This is a genomic window from Rhodococcus sp. B50, from assembly GCF_013602415.1.
Lineage (GTDB): Bacteria > Actinomycetota > Actinomycetes > Mycobacteriales > Mycobacteriaceae > Rhodococcus.
In genome coordinates, this window is sequence record NZ_WPAG02000003.1 from 113,476 (window position 1) to 133,786 (window position 20,311).

Below are 20,311 nucleotides of genomic sequence, written 5' to 3' on the forward strand. Positions count from 1 at the left end.
GTAGCCATAGGCGATGTTTGTCGTAGTTGCTACCCGCCAGCGACGGGCCGTCCGGGTTCGAGCCAGCGTGGTCCGCCGATGAGGCTCAGCATGGTGGGCGGGCGAGCCGCTGACGGGCCTTGATTCGTCTCGCGGTCCCCATGCGAACGCGACTCCTCCCAGGTGGAAGATCACCCGAGCAATGTGGCGCATGCCGCCGTGATAGCCGACGTCGGCCATGCGCCGACAGCCGAGTCGATCACATGTTGCCTTCGCCCGCACGAAATGTTCTCCGCCACAAAGACTCACCGGTTCCGTTTTATGCCGATACTGAGGGCAGACACCTCGCGACCTCGCCACGTGCGGCGGTAGGCGATGGGCCGACGGCGCGTCATTCCGCCTCCCTTCCAGCGCGTCCATTCAACCGATCTGCATCTTGATTCAATCGAATTAAGCATCTAACATCATCGACGCCAAGGAGGTGTGATGCACAACATAGATTCTGAGACCGATGCCGTTGAACGATTGCTCGGCGAACGAGAATTGAGCATCGACGCGTACTGGGACTCCGTCGAGGCGACGACGGACATTCCGATTGATCAGTGGTTCAACATCGCCCACGAAGCGTGCGACCGTTGGGCCGAGGATCCAACTCGACTGGCCATCACGTTCGTTGAAGGAGGCGGCCGCGACGAGTGGACTTACGCACGACTACGTGACGAGTCCAGACGCCTGGCGACCGCCTTCACTGCTGCGGGACTGCGGCGAGGCGATCGGGTCGCCGGCCTGCTGACCAAGCAACCTGAAGCATATGTCGCCGCCCTCGCCGCTTGGCGGGCCGGCATGGTATATGTGCCGATGTTCGTCGGCCTGGGCTCCGAGGCGCTGGCGCATCGCGTCCGTTCCGCGGATCCCGCGGTGGTGATCGTCAACGCTGACTACCGCGCGAACTGGGCCGCGGCCGCCGCTACCCTCGGAAGCCCTCCCACGGTGTGGGTAATCGACGATTCCGGGGCAGGCCTTGCCGACGGCGATATCGACCTGCGTGCCGCGATTCGGAAGAGCGACACGGGCTTCACGACCGTTCGGACACAGGCCGACGATCCCGCCACGATCATGTTCACCAGCGGAACCACCGGCGCGCCCAAGGGTTGCGTGATGCCGCATTCGGTTCCGCTGCTGAATCGTCCTTTCGTCAACCACTGCTTCGGACTCGTTCCTGATGACGTGTTGTTCGCAGGATCCGACCCGGGTTGGTCGTACGGGCTCTACACGACCGGATTCTCGGTCTTGTCCACTGGGCAGCGCATTGTCGTACGGCGCGGCAAGTTCGATCCGCTGGCGTGGTTGAGCACGATCGAGGACGAAGGCGTCACCTACATCGCGGCGGCGCCCAGCGCCTTGCGCCGACTGGTGTCGACGGCCATTGCCGGCGCGGGGATCCCGGCATCGGTGCGTGGCGCGACGTGCGGCGGAGAGCCCCTCGACGCCCCGCTGGTGAACGCGTGGAAGTCCCTGACCGGCGGGCAGATCCGCGACGGATACGGACAGACCGAAGCCGCGATGCTGCTGGCGAACCTCGAAGGCGGACCTGAGATCGTACCGGGCTCGCTCAGCAGCACGGTTCCCGGATTCGAAGTGGCTCTGCTCGACGAGTACGACGGCACGACACCCCTCGAGGGCCCCGCACAAGGCGTGGTTGCAGTACGCAAGCCTCGGTATCAGGGGACCCTCACCTATTGGCAGCAACCCGAGAAGTGGACTGCCCGCTGGCGCGGGGACTGGTTCATCACCGGGGATGTCGTGCGTCGGGACGAAGACGGTCGGTATTGGTTCGTCGGCCGAGGTGACGACCTGATCATCACCTCTGGCTACAACGTCGGACCGACCGAGGTCGAGAACGTCCTGCTCGCTGACCCGCAGGTGCTCGAAGCGGCGGTCGTGGGGGCGCCCGACCCCGACCGCGGCGCGATTGTCCGTGCCGTGATCGTCGCGGATCCGACGGCCGACCGCGACCCCCTCGTCTCGAGGTTGAAGGAGGCGGTCCGTACCCAGGTCGGGCGCCACGCCTACCCACGCGTCATTGACTTCGTCGACGAGCTCCCTCGCACCGAGAGCGGCAAGGTCAAGCGAAACGTACTCAGGGACAAGGTTGTTCAGCCCGATTACCAGGAGCAGCGATGACCAGATATCAGATCGGATCGGACATCGGCGGCACCTTCACCGATGTCGCTGTGGTAGACGACCAAGGACGGATCTGGACCGACAAGGCGGACACCACGCCGCGCGCTCTGGGCGACGGCCTTCTCGCCGCGCTTGACAACGTCGCCGCGCAGATGCACGTCGGACTCGAGGACCTCCTCGGCCGGACCACTCGGTTCGTGAACGGCACGACCGCTGTCACCAATTCGATCGCCGAACTCGATGGCGCTCGCGTCGGGTTGCTGACCACCCGAGGTTTCGGTGACAACCTCACGATCGCGCGGTCTGCGCGCAATGCCCACCGCGACCAACACTTCCAGCGCAACCTTCCCCAACTGGTGCCACGGGAGCGGATCGTGGAGGTCAGCGAGCGCATCGACCGCAAGGGAGTCGCGGTCGTTCCGTTGGCCGAGGCCGAGGCGCGTCGTGCGATCGAGTCGCTGGTGGCGCAGGACGTCGACTCCATTGCGATCAGCCTGCTGTGGAGCTTCCGCAATCCCGCCCACGAGGAACTGATCGCCGACATTGTCGAGAAGGAGTACCCGGGGATATTCCTCAGCGTCTCGCATCGGCTTCATCCAGTGATCCGCGAGTACGAGCGGACCATGACAACGGTGCTGAACTCGTTCACCTGCCTTCGGGTGGCCGAGTATGTGTCGAGCATCGAATCACGCCTTGCCGAGCGGGGATTGACAGTTCCCATCGCTTTCATGCAGGGATTCGGCGGAACGGTTTCGGCCCGGGAGGCACTCGACCGACCGATCACTCTGGTCGACTCCGGCCCCGCGGCCGGGGTTATCGGATCCCAGGCCCTGGCGAAGCGTCTCGGTATCGACAACATCGTCACCGGCGACATGGGTGGAACCTCGTTCGATGTGTCCGTCCTGCCGGGTCAGCGCACGTCGGTCACACAGCGAGTCATGCTGCGTGACCAGTTTCTCACCGCATTGGCCAAGATCGACGTACTGCCGATCGGTGCCGGCGGCGGCAGCGTCGCGCATCTCGACGCGCGACAAATGCCACAGGTCGGGCCTGCCAGCGCAGGCGCCGACCCGGGTCCGGCCTGCTACGGCAGGGGCGGTCAGCGACCCACCGTGACGGATGCGGCTGCTGTTCTCGGGTTGCTGAATCCCGATGTGTTCCTGAGCGGTCGGAGAAGTCTCGACCTCGACGCTGCCCGGACGGCACTTACCGCGGACTTCGGCTCACGGTTGGGGATCGACGCGGAGGACTCCGCAATCGCGATCTACCGGATCGTCACCGCCAACATGAGCAACGCGGTTCGTGCGGTCACCGTGGAGCGGGGGCACGATCCCCGAGAGTTCGCACTGTGCTCCTACGGTGGGGCCCTGGGTATCTTCGCGTGCGACATCGCTCGCGCATCGGGGATCTCGACCGTTCTGGTCCCCCGCGAGGCAGCGGTCTTCTCCGCCCACGGCCTGCTGGACTGCGACGATGTCCGCACACGTGTGCGGTCGCTCAATTCGAAGGCCGCCGCCTCGGACGAGGTCCGTGATGCCCTCGTCGTTCTCGAGGACGAGGCCGCCGCTGCCCTGCGCGACTCCGGTTACACGGATCGCGACATCGAGTTCACGTGGCAGTTGGACCTCAAGTTCAGCGGACAACAATGGGATTTGACCGTGAACCTGGTCCGCAACCCACAATTCGGTGCCGCTGAGCTACAGAAGGTGATCGACGACTTCCCGCACCGCTACGAACTCGAATTCGGTGAGGGCAGCGCGTGGATCGGCAGCCCCGTCCTGGTGATGGCCGCACGGGTGATCGCCCGGGCATCCGCTGGACGGCCCACTCCCCTGAGGGTCGCCGCGGGTCGTGACAACACGGTCGCCGATGCCCGTACCGGATCGCGCGAGGTACGGATACCGTCTCGTGGGCAACGCATACCGGTCGACGTGTACAACGCCGAACTCTTCGCGGAAGGCCCCGGAGTGGTCGGACCCGCGCTACTCGAACAGCCTCTGACAACCGTCTTCGTGCCCGAGGGGTGGACTCACCAGGTCGACGCTTTCGGCAATCACCTTCTCACCGACGCTACTGCCGGCAACCATTCGGTCCGAACGGAGGAAGTCGCGAAATGACCACTACCGCCGAAGTCGACCAGCGCGTGGCAAACATACTTGGGGGAACCGATCCCGTAGATCTCGAGGTGTTCACCAAAGCGCTGGAGAACATCTCCTCCGAAATGGGAACAGTGATGATGCGGGCATCGGGAAGTCCCGTCATCGCCGAGGCTGTCGACTTCTCGACGTTTCTGGCCGACGCCAACGGCGACATCATCGCCTACGCGAGTTACATCACCCAGTACCTCGGCCCCGCACGGCAATCCGTCCGGCACATCCTGGCCACCGTGGACCGCGCGAGCATCCACCCCGGGGACGTCTACATCTGCAACGACCCGTTCACCACCGGCAACGCCCACCAGGTCGACGTCGGAGTCGTCAGGCCCATCTTCCACAACGGCGAGTTGGTGGCCTGGTGCTGGGCAGAAGCGCACCTCACCGATATGGGAGGCATGGCGCCCGGCGGGTTTGCACCGATGGCCGCGGACACCTACGGCGAGGGCCTGAGGCTGCCCGGCATCAAGATCATCGATCAGGGCCGGCTGATCGACGACATCTGGCGCCTGATCGAGTGCAACATCCGTGTCCCCGCACTCGTGCTCAACGACATTCGATGCTTCATCGCAGCCTGTAACCGTGCCGATGATCGCGTCACCGAACTGCTCGATCGATACGGCATCGACCGCTTCCGTGACTACCTCGAAAAGTCGCGCAATGTCACCGAACTCGCCGTCCGTCGCCGCATCGCCACCCTGCCGGACGGTGTCTACGAGGCCGAGGACTTCGTCGAACACAACGGCAAGGTCAACGACTTGTACCGGCTGCACTGCACCATGACCGTTGCCGGTGACGAGCTCACCCTGGACTTCTCCCAGTCCGCTCCCCAGACAGACGGCTTCATCAACTGCAGCGCGGCCACGACACTCGGCTGCGCGACCACACCGCTCCTGACCGCTCTGTTGCCCGACATCCCCATCAACCAGGGCACCCTGGGCCCGATCCACGTGATCACCAAGCCCGGGACGATCTGCGACATGGAGCTTCCCGCCCCCTGCTCGTCCGGGCACATGGAGACAGGTACCCGCATCTACAAGACCGTCACGCTCCTGCTGTCGAAGGTTCAGTCGGGCAGTACCGACGCCTTCGTTCGGGAGCACGCGATGGCGGCCTTCCAGGACTCGTGGAACGGTGCGCTGTTCTTTGCCCCCGACGAGACCGGCGAGTACGTGCCGTTCCTCGACATGCACGGCGGCGGCAGCGGCGCGGGCGCCCAGGCGGTGTCCGACGGCCTCGACGTCGGTGGCGTCATCGCGCAGCCCGAGAACAGCATCCCCGACATCGAAGTCAACGAGCTGGGGTATCCCGTTCTCTACCTCTGGCGCCGAATCAATCCGTCGGGCGGCCCCGGACGCTATCGCGGCGGGGACGGAATCGACCTCGCCTGGACACCGTGGTACACCGACGGCGGCCAGTTCAGCGCCTTCGGCGCATGCTGGCAGCTGCCACCCGGAGGCGCGTTCGGTGGCTTCCCCGGGTCCGCCAGTGGATTCACCGTCGCACTCGGCGCCGGCGCGGACCGGACGCTCGGCGACGGTCGGGTGCCGATGTCGATCGCCGACCTCGGCGCGACCGAACAGCAAATCGCCGGAAAGCAATTCGGCATCGAACTCGCGGCCGGCGACGTGGTTCGCATGCGATCGGGCGGTGGAGGCGGGTTCGGCGATCCACTCTCCCGCGATCCTCAGCAGGTCGCCGACGACGTCCGGTCCGGTGTAGTCTCACCCCGGACGGCAGAGGCCGGCTACGGCGTCGTGCTCGACACCGACGGCAACGCAGACGCCGCCGCCACCGAGCACCAGCGCGGGTTGATTCGCCACTCACGCAGCCGATGGTGCCCCGGCGAGTTCACGCTCGCTGGGCAGTCCCGCCCTGCATTGGTATCGTCCGCTCCGCTCTCGTCTCGTCTCTCGGACATCGGAATGTGGGCAAGCCCACGTGAAGGCGTCCACTTGATCGAATACGCAGACCCAGACACCCTCGAACTCTTATGGGTCGAGGTCCGCGTCGAGGAAGGCGACCTTCCCGCCTCATAGAGCACCATGGAGTCCCTTGCCCACGCGGGATGGCGCGACCGGTCCAGCCGCGGGTCCATCGCAGTGACCGCAAGGCATCGCGATGGACCCGCGGCCACAAATTTTGCGTCAGAACTCACTGCCGCAGAACCAAATACAGGCGGGGCGCAGGGTGGTCAACATCCTCCGTCCCGCCCACCACAACCTGGTGGCTCTCAGCCGCCAAGTCCAGAGTGAGCACGACAAGGAGTAACAATATGGGTTTGCGCACCGGTGACGAGTTCCGCAAGGGGCTGGCGGACGGTCGGCGCGTCTTCTATCGAGGACGACAGATCGACGACGTGGTCGGAGAGCCCGAACTAGCTCTCGCCGTGGATCATTCGGCACTGTGCTACGACATCGCGACGGACCGTCCTGACCTGGCGATCACCGATGTCGACGGTGAGCAGGTCAGCACGTTCTACGTCGCGCCGGCCAACGCGGACGATCTGGTTCGCCGCGGCGCGCTTATCGAGGAAGTATCCCGTCGTGGCGGCGGCACGATCGTCCTCAAGGAGGTCGGCAGCGATGCATTGTTCGCCCTGCTGCGAGCCACCGAAGGCGAAGGACTCGACAACGCACGCGCGTTCTACCAGCGGGTGTGCCGCGAGGACCTCGCGCTCGCCGTGGCGCAGACCGACGTCAAAGGCGACCGGTCCCTCTCTCCGCGCCAGCAAGCGGATCCGGACCTGTACCTGCACATCGTCGACGAGGACGACGAGTCGATCACCGTTCGCGGCGCGAAGTGCCACACGTCCTTCTCGGCCAACGCGGACGAGCTGATCGTGCTGCCGACCCGCGCGATGGGACCGGACGATGCCGACTACGCCGTGTCGTTCGCCATCCCCATGGATACCCCCGGCCTGAACCTGTACGTCTCGCCGTACGCGGCCGGCGAGCGGAACAGCTTCGAGTTCCCCATCTCCACCAAGCACAAGCTGCTCGAATCGCTGACCGTTTTCGACAACGTCCGGGTCCCGAAAGATCGGGTGTTCCTCAACCGCCGCCCCGAACTCGCCGGTCCACTGGCCCTTGCGTTCGTGGACTACCACCGCTTCACCGCCATCAACTACAAGCTGCCGCTGCTCGACATCATGGTCGGTGCGGCCTCGCTGATCGCCGAGGCGAACGGCATCAGCAAAGCGGGCCATGTCAAGGGCAAGCTGACCGAGCTGATTACCTGGAGCGAGACCGTTCGCGGCCTTGCGCAACTGTCGGCGGTGCGCTCACGTCCGGGCGAGCACGGTGTCCAGCAGCCTGATCCGCTGGCAGTGAACATGGCCAAGTACCACTTTGCGCACGGTTTCCACAACGCCGTCGCGATCCTGACGGATCTGTCCGGTGGCCTCCTCGCCACCGGCCCTGGTGGCGAGGACTGGGACAATCCCGATATTCGGGCTGTCCTTGAAAAGTACTATGCGGCGGCTGTTCCCGCTGAGAAGCGGCTTCGCCTGCTCAACTTCATCGCCGACTTGACCGCACGTGACTACGGCGGCTACCAGTCCGTCCTCGCCACCCACGCCGAAGGCTCGCTCGAAGCCGAGAAGTTGCAGATCTCCCGCTCGTTCGATCCGACGCGGGCGCGTGACTATGTCGCCGATCTCGCCGGGGTCGCCGAACTCTGAACGGTGACTCAAGTCCAAGTCGGATTGGGCTTACCACGATCTGATTGCGCGACAGACTGTGCGGTCGTCCGGCTTCGGGCGGGGCCACGGTGCACTGGTCCCGGATCCGGATCCGCAATTCCAGCGGGCTTCGTCCGGTTCCCACACGGGGCCGGACGAAGCCCGCTGTGGCGTCTTGTCTGCCAGACCGATGCGGTGCCTCGGAAGCCGGGCGTGGACAGACAGCGGGAGCACTGTGGAATCAAGGCCATAGTGGTGGACTCATCCAGAGTGGACTCATCCGATCATCGCAACCAGCACAGCGCCGTGTATGGGGGCGCTTGGCGAGTTCGGTAGCGAGGCAGTCGATGTGCTCGGCGGTGCGAATCTACAGAGGCCGAGCCAGGAAGGTACCGATGACGCAGCCCATTCGCCTTCTCTTTCGTCCAGGCCGCCACGGGGAGTGGGGATCACAGAAGCCGGCTCGGCACGGGCGGGTGATCGATTCGGCTCCGGCTCAGGCGATCGGACGCACACGGACAGTCCGGCGATCTCGATAGCTGTCGACGACTTCGGATCACCTCCCCAGCGACTCAGCAGGCCGTTCGCTTATATTGATCGAGCCGGGGTCGTACCAGCACCACAATCACTCATAGGTGGACCGCTGAGACGGGTTTCGGACGTATCGCTCGCGCCCCGACAAGATAGTGCCCCGTGGAGTGGTGGACTTCGGATCGGCTGACGATGCATGTAGCGATCAACGAGTCGCGGTGAATACTATGCTCTTTCGGTCGAACCGGTCAACGACAACGCCGGTTCGGCAGCGCGGTGCTTGGCGGCGATCACCGCCCGGAGCTCGTCCATGCTCACATCCGAGACATAGCGGCGGGTGACCTGCCATTCGTCGTGCTGCTCGATGACCACCGCGGTCGCCAGACGCAGGAACGCCGCCGGGTTCGGGAAGATCTCCACGACATCGGCTCGACGCTTGATCTCCTTGTTCAACCGCTCGATGGGATTGTTGGACCAGATCTTCTGCCAGTGCGCCTTCGGAAAGGCGGTGAACGCCAGCACATCGTGTTTGGCCGCTTCCATCAACGCCGCGACCTTCGGAAACGACCCGGAGAAGGTGTCGGTGACCTGATCCCACTGCGCCGCCACCTCGACCGGATCGGTGTGCGCGAAGATCGTCTTGACCGCGGCCATCACCGGCGGCACATGCTTGGCCGCCACCGCGGCTCGGATGTTGCGCATGAAATGCACCCGACACCTCTGCCACGACGATCCCGCGAACTGCTGCATCACAGCAGCTTTAAGACCGCTGTGCGCATCGGAGATCACCAGATGCACCCCCGACAGACCCCGGTCTTTGAGGCTGGTGAGGAACTCACGCCAGAACTCGAACGACTCCGAATCACCGACCGCGGTGCCCAACACCTCGCGGGTGCCGTCGATCGACACCCCCGTCGCGACCACCAGTGCTTGGGAGACCACGTGCGCCCCGACCCGGACCTTGCAGAAGGTGGCGTCGAGGAACACATACGGAAAGCTCGTGTGCGCCCGCGGTGCGCTCACGGAAGCGGGTGATCTCGGCGTCGAGGCCGGCGCAGATCCGTGAGACTTCCGACTTCGAAATCCCGGATCCGACGCCCAGCGCACCGACCAGGTCGTCGACGCTGCGGGTCGAGACCCCGTGCACATAGGCCTCCATGACCACCGCGTACAGGGCCTTGTCGATCCGTCGCCGCCGCTCAAGCAGGGAGGGGAAGAACGAACCGGACCGCAGCTTCGGAATCTTCACCTCGACATCGCCGCTGGTAGTGGCGACGGTCTTGGTGCGATGTCCGTTGCGGTGCGTGGTGCGGGTGTCGGTGCGCTCGTACCGGCCGGCGCCGAGCTTGTCGGTGGCTTCGGCTTCGATCAAGGCCTGCAGTCCGGTGCGGATCAGTTCGGCGAACACGCTGGCGCTGTCGGCGCCCTTGAGCGCGTCGAGTTGGGCGAGCAGTGCAGAATGGTCGTGGGTCATCGCGTGGTTGCTTTCTGTGAGTCACTTTGGTCGGTAACTCGTTGATCACTACGCGATGGCCCACTCTCGGAGAGGGAGCGACACGCCGCGGACCTGGCCGGATGCCCTCAGCCGATTCCCACCACTTCCCGGGACTTATCCCCCCGACACCCGGGGGGTGGGGAGCCGAGTTGCCACGCCTCATCGTACCCCGTATTGGTTCGCGGCTGATCGTCGATCGCGACCGGCTCACTGCCTCAGCGTCGGCCCGGCCCGGAGCGGCTCGGAGGGCATTGATGATCAACGCGCGAACGTCGAACGCAGACCGGCGTCCGGCAGGGATGATCCCCGGCCGGACGCCACTTCTGTCAGTGCTGCGATGACCGACCGAATCGGCCCGGAGTCAGGCAGTCTCGGGCACGCGGGCGGACGAGGACCTCGTGCGCCCGCCTGCGCTAGCCACCTCGTCGATGGTGCGCCCGTAGGTACGCTCACCGAAGATGCCGATGATCAGGGCCGCACTCGCGATGGCGGTCGCCAGAAACGCGAACACCGCAGTGAATCCGATATTGCCCAGAATCGCCGCGACGGCGAACATTGCACCGAAGGCGGACAGACGCCCGATGGAGTTTGCAATACCGGTTCCAAGTGCCCGAAACCGCGTGGGGAAGATCTCCGGGGTGTAGGCATAAGCGATCGCCGTGCTGCAGTAGAGAAGGAAGCATAGGACGACGCCGGAGGTGAGCAGGATCGCCAGGCTGCCGGTGAACCCGAACACGAGCAGCATTGCGCCGATGGCGAGGAAGACCACCATGATCGCTGTCCTTCGCTCGACCTTGTCGATGAAGAGCATCGCGCTCAGGGCGCCCGGGCAGGCGGCGAGCGCCAGGATCGAGGTGTATGTCAGACTGCTGGTGTTGCTGAACCCGTGTTCGGTCAGCAGAACGGGGATCCAGGAGTTGAATCCGTAGAACACCGCGCTCGACAGGCCGAGGACGAGACTCAACACCACGGTACGCTTTACGTACCCACTGCGGACGAACTCACCGAAGGTGGCCTTGTCTGAAGCGGCGGGAACCGTTGTTGCTTCATCAACTTCCAGCAGCGAAGCCGACTCACGCTCCAACTGGGCGACGATCGGTTCGGCGAGGGTAGCGCGATCGCGCGCCTCCTGCCAACGGACCGACTCGGGAAGCAGCCACTGCGACACGAGTGCGCCGACCAAACCGAGTGCGCCGAGGACGAATACCCAACGCCATGCCTCGTCCCCCTGTGGAACCACCCAGCGTGAGAACCACGACATCATGGGAATACCGAGAAGCGCGATCGCGAGGACCAACGCCTGAACCCGTCCCCGCTGACGCTGCGGGAACATCTCGGCGATGAATGTCAGGGCGCAGATGGTTACGGTGTACAGTCCGAAACCGACCAGGAACCGGTACACCATCAGCTCGCCGGCGGATTCCGCGAACGCGCAGCCCAACGAGGCAAGCGAGTAGAAGACGGTGCCGAGGACGAGCATTCGCTTGCGCCCGAATCGATCCGCCAGAACGCCGCCGACCAGGGCACCCACAGACATGCCCAGGAATGCGGATGCGGTGATCGATGCGACCTCATCCACAGACAGGCCCCACTGCGCTCGTACCGTGGGGGCTACGTAAGCGAAGGCATTGATGTCGGCCATCTCAAGAATCATCAGCATCGACACGACAGCGAACCATCGGCGCTGCGTCCGAGTCACCGTGGGAATCCTGTTCATTCTCTGCCCCACATTGAGGCTCAATTCGTCTGTCGCGCTCAAAGTTTCCCCTTTGTGCAGTGGCCGGATCCTACTGGCCTCGGACTCTCTCGTCATCAGGTGGCAACTTATGCGTGGGAACCGCGTCCAGACGGCCGGAAGTCGTTCGCCTGCACCACAGGAGCCACCAATCGTGCCCTGGATCACAGTAGGGTATTGATTCAGTCGAATCAAGGCGAGATTCGAGCGAATCATCAGATCTGGCGATCATCGCAGCGTAGAGCCGTTCCATTCGGGATCCGGTGGCGGTGACATATGGAGCCGGCCGGACCGGGTTCGACGTGCGCCGCAATCAGTCCGCGGTGGCCAATACAGCGATCGGCTGGACTAACAGAGGCGGCGCCCCGTTGGACGTCGATCCTCGGGACGCTGCCTCGTCCTGCGTCCTTGAGAATCTGCGTACACATCAGAGTGTGAAGGCGCATCGATCGAGACAGAAACTCGAGGCCGGGCGAGCGGACCGCGAATTCTCACCAAGACGTGAGCCAAGTCGGGTCAGCCGACAAGACCCTTCGTCCGCAATCAAACACCCGGCTACCGCCGCCGAGTCGGGGATCGCGCGCCGCAGTCAGGCAGGGCTCCAGCGTGGTGCCAAGTATCCGACCGAGGTTAGCCTCGGGCTTTCGCGGAGATAGCGAACCGACCGAGTGTCGCATACAAAGAATGGTGCTCTGAACTGCGAAGATGTGACTTGTCTAGGGTCATATCCGCCGCAGTTCGAGGAGCACCATTCCGGTGAGCAAGTCTACGTCCCCCTACCCTCGCGTGTCCGCATCGGCCACCGGAACCGGCGTCGTGTCCCATGCCGGCGCGGCTCTGCTGCTGCGCACCGCGGAGAAGACCGGCCTCGCTGGGGCGTTGACGACCGAGCTCGCACCATATCGAAAACCGCTGGCCCGACACGATCCCGGCAAGATCGTGCTCGATCTCGCGACGGCATTGGCGATCGGCGGAGACTGCCTCGCCGACATCGCACAACTGCGGGCGCACCCGGAGATCTTCGGTGCGGTGGCCTCGGATCCCACCGTCTCCCGCCTGATCAGCGTGTTGGCCGCCGACGTCGACACCGCACTCGCCGCGATCGGACGGGCCCGCGCCACCGCCCGAGCCCACGCCTGGGCCGCTGCCGGCACATCGGCTCCCGACCACGCCATCGACGAAGCCCATCCGCTGGTCCTCGACATCGATGCCACCCTGGTCACCGCGCACTCGGAGAAGGAACAGGCCGCTCCGACGTTCAAGCGGGGCTTCGGGTTCCATCCGTTGTGCGCGTTCGTCGACCACGGCACCGGCGGTACCGGTGAACCCGTCGCGATGCTGCTGCGGCCGGGCAACTCCGGGTCGAATACTGCCGCCGATCACATCACCGTGGTGCAGGACGCACTCGCGCAGTTGCCGTTCGACCCGACATATCGGGTCGGGAAGAAGGTGCTGGTGCGCGTCGACGGCGCCGGCGGCACCCACGGATTGGTCGAGTATCTGACCAAGCGCAGGCTCTCGTACTCGGTCGGATTCGGGTTGACCGACGCCCACGCCGAAGCGATCGACCTGGTTCCTGACCAGGCGTGGACCCCGGCCTACGATTCCGACGGCCAGGTCCGCGACGGGGCCTGGGTCGCCGAGATCACCGACCTGCTCGATCTGTCGACGTGGCCGGAAGGCATGCGGGTGATCGTCCGGAAGGAGAGGCCGCATCCGGGTGCACAGTTGCGGTTCACCGACCGCGACGGGCTACGCCTGACCGCGTTCGTCACCAACACCCGCCGAGGCCAACTGCCCGATCTGGAGCTGCGGCACCGGCGTAGGGCTCGGTGCGAGGACCGGATCCGAGCAGCGAAAGTCACCGGGTTGCAGAATCTTCCGTTGCACGGTTTCGATCAGAACCGGATCTGGTTGGCGCTCGTGCAACTCGCATGCGAGCTGCTCGCGTGGATGCAGATGCTCGCGTTGACCGAGGTTCCGGCACGGCGGTGGGAACCGAAACGGGTGCGGCTGCGGCTGCTGTCGATCGCGGGGAGGATCGCCCGACACGCCCGCCGTGTTCGTCTGCGGCTGGCCGTCACAGCTCCGGATGTCGATGTTCTCATGGCCGGCCTGAACCGGCTCGCAGCGCTTCCTGCGCCTGCGTGACCAGTTCTTATCTGTCCGATCGAGACGAAAGGAAACCGTTCTCGGGGCCGTGGACCTCGGCGTCACCCGACCGTGTCGGGCGACCGAGCGTGGATGCACACCGGATCCACGGTCTCCACATCCAATCCGAAGCCGCTCAGGCCGGCACGCGGGACTCGCGAAAGATTGAGGTTAGCGCAATATCCGAGTACTTTGCGGCTACGTCTTCGGCGGTGAGTCGTCCACCGTCGTGATACCAACGGGGAATCGCTTGGCACATGGCGAGAAGGGCGCGTGTCGTCTCGAAATTGTCTCGGACACTGAACGCTCCGGCCCGGACACCCTTCTCGACGATCGTCAGTACGATCTCTTTACGTGCTTTTCGGTACCGGCGACGGTTGTCCGGCGCGAGATACCGGACCTCGCCTTCGAGCGCCGACAGACGCGCCCGCTCGGTCATCAGCAACACAATTGCCTCGATCACGTTTTGCCAGTTGCCTCGCCGCGTCGCCGTCGGCCTCGGCGGCTTTCATCCGAATCCCGACGTCACTCGTCGAGAATTCGAGCAGGATTCCTTCTTTGTTCTTGTGGTGGTAGTAGAGTGACGGAGCTGTCACATTCGCGCGCGTCAGGATGTCTCGAACCGTGGTTCCATGCAATCCGCCCGCATGAAAGGCATCAAGAGCCGCAGACAGCAGGTTCGACAGTTCCGACGAGTCGACTCGACGCCAATCCACCACAACGATATCGGTGGACTCATTGGCGTCCGATGTCATGGTGTTGAACCCCCTGTCGGTATTTCGGCGCCTGCGATTATACGACCCGCGGCACCTGGACCCCGACATCGGACCTCCACCTCCCCCGCTCAGTGGAGGGCTGACCATTCCGTGTATTCCTCGGTACAGACCGACCAGAATGAATCTCTCCGTAGAACTGGGCACTACACCTCAGTGCCATTGCGGAAATGACGAACTGGAGACGTTCACGCTCTCGCCCGGTTCCGGACGGTGCGGCGGCCCTTGTCCTCGTGACCGCCACACCTTACGACCACCGCTCTACTCGGGATGATCCTCCCCGGGCACGCGTACCGCCTGTTGTACCAGGTCGCGCTTGATGAGTTTTCCGGTCATGGTGCGCGGCATGTCATCGATGAAGATGATCCGCCGGGGCACTTTGTACTTCGCGATACGACCCCGCAGATGCTCCAGCAGTTCTGCGGCCAGGGCATCATCGCCGTGGACTCCCTCGATCGGCTTCACCATTGCGGTGACGAGTTCCCCCATGTCCTCGTCAGGTATTCCGATCACGCCTGCGTCGAGAACCTTGGGGTGCTCAATGAGGAGATTCTCGATTTCCTGCGGGTAGATGTTGACTCCGCCGGAGATGATCATGAACGAATCACGATCGGTGAGGAACAGGTATCCGTCTGCGTCGACGTAGCCGACATCGCCCGTGGTGGTCCACGTGGGATGATCCGGATGCTGGGCGGCCCGGGTCTTGTCCGGATCGTTGTGATACTGGAACGGTAGCTCGTCCCGCTCGAAGTAGATCGAGCCGATCTCTCCTGCGGGCAACTCATTTCCGTTTGCGCCACAGATGTGCAGCACCCCGAGAGCAGCCCGCCCCACGGTTCCGGGCTTGCGTAACCAGTCCTCGGTGTTGACGATCGTGCTGCCGTTCATTTCGGTGGACGAATAGTATTCGAAAATGATCGGGCCCCACCAGTCGATCATCTGCCGCTTGATCTCGATCGGGCACGGCGCGGCGGCGTGATTCGCTATCCGCATGCTGGACAGATCGTAGCGGCGCCGAGTCTCCTCGGGAAGCCTGAGCAGGCGGACGAACATCGTCGGCACCCACTGGCTGTGGGTGACCCTGTATTTCTCGATGTACTCGAGGGTCTTCTCGGCGTCGAAGCGGTCCATCACGACGACTGTTCCACCGAGTGCCTGGATGGCGGCACACACACGCAGCGGTCCCGCGTGATAGAGCGGTGCGGGGGACAGGTACACGTCTCCCGGGCTGACTCCCCATACCTCCTTGTACGTGGTTGTGACGGTGTCTCCAGGATCTCCGATCTGGCGGTCGGGCAGTGGCGGCTTGATCCCTTTTGGTCGGCCGGTGGTGCCGGACGAATAGAGCATGTCGGCACCCCGGGGCTGATCAGCCAGAGGAACGCAGGATTGCCGGGCTGCCGCTTCGTCCAGGTCGGCGTAGCCGAGAACGGTGCCCTGGATGGACAGTCGGTGCTCGATCCCGGGGGTCAGTCCGGACAGTTCCGTTGCCATTTCTCCCAGCGCCGCATCCACCACCAGCGTCTTGGCGCCGCAGTCCTCGACGATGTAGGCCGCTTCGGCAGCGGTGAGATGCCAGTTCACCATCGTGATGTACAGGCCTGAGCGCATGGCTGCCCAGTACAGATCGAAGACCCTCGGACTGTTCGTGGTGAGCACCGCCACGTTGTCTCCGCGCTGCAGGCCCAGTTCCAGGAAAAGGCGAGCGATGCGGATCGAGTTCGCCTCGAGTTCGGCGAAACTGACCGTCTCGCCGGTGGTGGCCATGATCACCGCTGGGCGGTCCGATCCAGCTTCCAAATGTGCACCAGGGTACATATGTAGATCTCCTGAGTAGGCGGTCCAGATTCGGTCTCAGTAGCGGCGACGGGCAAGGACGATGAGGCACAGGAGTGCGACGACGGCGAGGCCCACGATGAGCGCACCGACCCGCCAGAGATTCGTCTCGTTGCCGTCGACGAGCGCGACCATGACCATTGGTGCGAAGCCACCCACGATGGCAGCACCTTGGTATCCGAGGGAAGCTCCGGAATACCGGACCTCCGCGGGGAACAATTCGGCGAACAGTGCGGCCTGCGGTCCGGACTGGAACGAGAGGATCACGCAGCAGGCGATGAGGGCGATCGCGAGTGGCCAGATGTTGTCAGGGTGGGCCGAGGCGATCAACAGGCACATGGGTACCGCCCACACGCCGATGCCCACGATTCCGATGCCGTAGATCAGTTTGCGCCCGTACAGATCCGACAGATATGCCGTCAGTGGAACCATCACAGCGGTGATACCGACCGCGGCCAGGACGATCCAGAGAACGGTGGAGCGCTCGATGCCGAGGTTCGTCGTGGCAACCTGCATCGCACCGGTGATGGTGATGTAGAAGACGAAGAGTCCTGCAAGATAGGTGCCGCCGGCGAGGAGGACCGTTCCGAGGTTGTTGCGCAGGACATGGAGTACGGGTGAGGCGGCAGGCGTGGGCGCCGCTTCCCGCTTGGCCTCCACCTCCTGGAATTCCGGGGTCTCTTCGAGGTACCGGTGGATGGCAACGGCCACGACAATCATCAGCAGGCTGATCCAGAACGGCACTCGCCAGCCCCAGCTCATGAAGGAATCAGCTGACACGGTCTGCGAGACGAGCAGAAACACGCTGTTACCCAGGACGATACCGATCGGAATGCCGAGCTGGGCGAAACTACCGTAGAACCCCCGCCGGTTCTCCGGGGCGTACTCGATGGCCAACAGGACCGCTCCGCCCCATTGACCGCCGACGGCCAGGCCCTGGCAGATGCGAAGCAGTACCAGCAGCGCGGGTGCGAGCCACACAACAGATGTGTTGGGAACCAGGCCGATCAGTGTGGTCGCAACACCCATCAACAGGATCGCGGCGACCAGAACGGGCTTTCGTCCGTAGCGGTCGCCATAGTGGCCGGCGATGATCCCGCCGATCGGGCGGGCGACGAACCCGACGGCAACCGTGGCGAACGAATTGAGTGCCGCGACCACTTCACTGTCTGTTGCGAAGAAGGTCGCGTTGAAGACGAGAGCCGCAGCCGTCGCGTAGATGAAGAAGTCGTACCACTCGAGCGAGGTCGAGATGGCGGCTGCGAATGCGGCCTTTCGCGCCCTGCGTTTCGGCTGGCCCTGTTTGGCGGAAGGTTCGAGGGTCTGCCCCTGATCTTCTTGTCGGGGGGTTGGAATCGTCATGATTGCCTTTCAAAGGATGTGTGGAAGAGTCAGCAAATCGGCAGTGAGTCCAGACCGCCCTGTCACCTGGAGTGAGACACTGTCGCCGGACGTGCCGGTACCCGCACCGCTGGTGGATTGCCGACGTCCGCGACTGATTCGCGGGTGCAGCGTCGATCTAGCGCGACGACCACTCCGTGGCGATGCCCGCAAGATCCTCGTCCGACCTCGACGGGGCGGTCGGGGCGGTCGGTGGAGTGCGCGAGAAGCGCGGCGCCGGCGCGGCCTGCGCGACACCGTCGATGTCGACGATCGTTCCTCGCTCGCGCAGGTAGGAATCTCCTGCGACCTCATCGAACGACAGGACCGGGGTGACACAGGCATCGGTGCCGTCGAAAGCGACTGTCCAGTGGTCACGCTTCTCGGATGCGAAGATCTCGGTGAACCGACGTCGCAGAGTCGGCCATCCCGATCGATCGTTCTGATCCGGAAGATCCGCGCCGGTGAGGCCTAGACCGGCGAGGAGTTCGGCATAAAACTGCGGCTCGATGGCGCCGACGGCCACTGCTCCCCCGTCCGCACACGAGTACGTGTCGTAGAACGGCGCGCCCCCGTCCAGGAGGTTCGTCCCAGCTTCGGACGACCACTGGCCGAATCCCCGCATCGCCCACATCATCTGGGCCAGAACCGAGACGCCGTCCAACATGGATGCGTCGATCACCTGCCCCTCACCTGACTGCTGGCGCTCGAACAGTGCCGACAGGATTCCGAGCAGGAGGAACATCGATCCACCACCGAAGTCCCCGACCAGGTTCAAGGGCGGAACAGGTCGTTCGCCCGGTCGCCCGACCGCGTGCAGGGCGCCGGTCAGCGAAATGTAGTTGATGTCGTGGCCGGCACGCTGCGACATCTCGCCGTCCTGACCCCAACCGGTCATGCGGGCGTAGACCAGTCGCGGATTCACGGCGGCGCAGTCATCCGGGCCCAACCCGAGACGGTCGGCGACGCCCGGCCGGAACCCCTCGATCAGCACGTCAGCCTTCTCGATCAGCTGAAGAACGAGCTCGAGATCAGTGGGGTTCTTCAGATCGGCGGCGACGGACCGACGGTTGCGCAACATATAATCCGGATTGCCGTCGAGGACGTCGACCCCGGAGGGGTTGGGGCGGTTGACTCGCACCACCTCCGCACCAAGATCTCCCAGGATCATCGCGGCGTGTGGCCCCGGCCCGATACCGGCAAGCTCAACCACCCGCAGTCCATGCAGCGGCCCCGTCATTTTCGTACCTCTTCGTTCATGATGATCAGATCAGTTGTTGCAGCCCGGTTCCGGGTTCTGGAGGGCGTCCGTGTTCGGCGCCGAGGGTCAGTCGTCACGTCGTTGAAGCTGGCAAGGGGGTTGACGGCGTTGCCGCATCCGCTGTCGGAGACAGCGCTCGGAACCTCAAGTCGGCCACCTCTGCGACTCCCTTTATTGTGCATCAAATCATATAGCGATCGATAGATACAGCATTGGCCTGATTTTCGGGAACATGGTATCGATATAGCGATCGTTATATAACTGCTTGATCCAACTTGAAGGAGGCCTTGTGGCCGACGAGTCGACCCCCGCGCCCGAACCGGCCGCGCTGTACGAGCGCCGCGGCAGCGTCGCACTCATCACCCTGAACCGCCCGCGCGCGATGAACGCCGTCAACTGCGAGCTGTCCACCGCGGTCGGCAACTACCTCGAACAGGCCGACGCCGACGACGAGGTGCGGGTCATCGTGATTACAGGCTCGGGCCGTGCGTTCTGCGCCGGCGCGGACCTGAAGGCGATCGGCGCCGGGCAGACGCTCGAGGCGGAGGACCACCCCGAGTGGGGTTTCGCTGGCTTCGCACAGCACTGGGTGAGCAAGCCGACGATCGCCGCGGTCAACGGATTTGCCCTCGGCGGCGGTACCGAACTGGTTCTCGCCGCCGACCTCGCCGTCATCGACGAGAACGCGCAGCTCGGCCTGCCCGAGGTCAAGCGCGGCCTGTTCGCCGCGGCGGGTGGCGTGATCCGTCTGCAGCAGCAGATCCCGAAGAAGATCGCCCTGGAGATCGCGCTGACCGGTGAGCCGATCAGCGCGGCAGAGGGCAAGGAGCTGGGCCTGGTCAACCGGGTCGCACCCGCGGGAACCGCGCTCGACGTCGCCTTCGAGCTGGCCGAGAAGATCGCCGTCAACGCGCCGCTGTCGGTGCGCGAGTCCAAGGCGATGATCCACCGCACCGCGACCGGCGCCGACTGGGAGTCCGGCGTCTGGGACGCCAACACCAAGTCGATGGCCGTCGTGTTCACCAGCGAGGACGCGAAGGAGGGCCCCGCCGCGTTCGCCCAGAAGCGCGAACCCGTCTGGACCGGTCGCTGACCCGGCCGCCTCGCCACCTCGCCCCACCCCACTGAAACTCGGTCCGGTGCCGTGCCCA

The 20,311-nt window shown here is 64.3% G+C and carries 10 protein-coding genes and 2 pseudogenes; 6 read left to right on the forward strand and 6 right to left on the reverse strand.

The window, feature by feature from the left end; all coding sequences use genetic code 11:
- Positions 1-465 precede the first annotated feature (465 nt).
- The 4 genes from GON09_RS25035 to GON09_RS25050 are packed head-to-tail and all read left to right on the forward strand — an operon-like array spanning position 466 to position 7,998.
- A complete protein-coding gene (locus GON09_RS25035; RefSeq protein WP_213934726.1) occupies positions 466-2,163 on the forward strand; it encodes an acyl-CoA synthetase in 1,698 nt (565 codons plus the stop codon).
- Positions 2,160-4,280: a hydantoinase/oxoprolinase family protein gene (locus GON09_RS25040; protein WP_213934727.1), complete on the forward strand. Its 2,121-nt coding sequence runs from the start codon at positions 2,160-2,162 to the stop codon at positions 4,278-4,280. Before GON09_RS25035 ends, GON09_RS25040 begins: the two co-directional genes overlap by 4 nt.
- Positions 4,277-6,355: a hydantoinase B/oxoprolinase family protein gene (locus tag GON09_RS25045; RefSeq protein WP_213934728.1), complete on the forward strand. Its 2,079-nt coding sequence runs from the start codon at positions 4,277-4,279 to the stop codon at positions 6,353-6,355. Before GON09_RS25040 ends, GON09_RS25045 begins: the two co-directional genes overlap by 4 nt.
- 29 nt (positions 6,356-6,384) lie before the next feature.
- A complete protein-coding gene (locus GON09_RS25050; protein ID WP_244867011.1) occupies positions 6,385-7,998 on the forward strand; it encodes a 4-hydroxyphenylacetate 3-hydroxylase N-terminal domain-containing protein in 1,614 nt (537 codons plus the stop codon).
- A 756-nt stretch (positions 7,999-8,754) separates the two neighbouring features.
- Here GON09_RS25050 and GON09_RS25055 read toward each other — a convergent pair.
- Positions 8,755-10,003, reverse strand: a pseudogene (locus GON09_RS25055) (IS256 family transposase).
- A 382-nt stretch (positions 10,004-10,385) separates the two neighbouring features.
- Positions 10,386-11,684, reverse strand: a complete 1,299-nt coding sequence (locus tag GON09_RS25060) for an MFS transporter (protein ID WP_244867093.1) — start codon at positions 11,682-11,684, stop codon at positions 10,386-10,388.
- An 831-nt stretch (positions 11,685-12,515) separates the two neighbouring features.
- Between GON09_RS25060 and GON09_RS25065 the strand changes: the two genes are divergently transcribed.
- Complete coding sequence (locus tag GON09_RS25065) at positions 12,516-13,910, forward strand: IS1380 family transposase (RefSeq protein ID WP_213934647.1); 1,395 nt, start codon at positions 12,516-12,518, stop codon at positions 13,908-13,910.
- Between the two features lie 136 nt (positions 13,911-14,046).
- On the opposite strand, the pseudogene GON09_RS25070 reads toward GON09_RS25065, so the two are convergent.
- The 4 genes and pseudogenes from GON09_RS25070 to GON09_RS25085 all read right to left on the reverse strand — a co-directional run bounded on the left by GON09_RS25070 (position 14,047) and on the right by GON09_RS25085 (position 19,139).
- A pseudogene (locus tag GON09_RS25070) lies at positions 14,047-14,665 on the reverse strand (TetR/AcrR family transcriptional regulator).
- Positions 14,666-14,944: 279 nt separating this feature from the next.
- Positions 14,945-16,501: an acyl-CoA synthetase gene (locus GON09_RS25075; RefSeq protein WP_213934729.1), complete on the reverse strand. Its 1,557-nt coding sequence runs from the start codon at positions 16,499-16,501 to the stop codon at positions 14,945-14,947.
- A 36-nt stretch (positions 16,502-16,537) separates the two neighbouring features.
- Positions 16,538-17,875 (reverse strand): MFS transporter, encoded by a 1,338-nt coding sequence (locus tag GON09_RS25080; RefSeq protein ID WP_374195419.1) that lies wholly within the window; start codon positions 17,873-17,875, stop codon positions 16,538-16,540.
- 163 nt (positions 17,876-18,038) lie between these two features.
- Entirely contained in the window at positions 18,039-19,139 is a 1,101-nt protein-coding gene (locus GON09_RS25085) for a CaiB/BaiF CoA transferase family protein (RefSeq protein ID WP_213934731.1), read from the reverse strand.
- 310 nt (positions 19,140-19,449) lie between these two features.
- Here GON09_RS25085 and GON09_RS25090 point away from each other — a divergent pair, with 310 nt between their 5' ends.
- Positions 19,450-20,253: a crotonase/enoyl-CoA hydratase family protein gene (locus GON09_RS25090; protein ID WP_213934732.1), complete on the forward strand. Its 804-nt coding sequence runs from the start codon at positions 19,450-19,452 to the stop codon at positions 20,251-20,253.
- Positions 20,254-20,311: the final 58 nt, after the last annotated feature.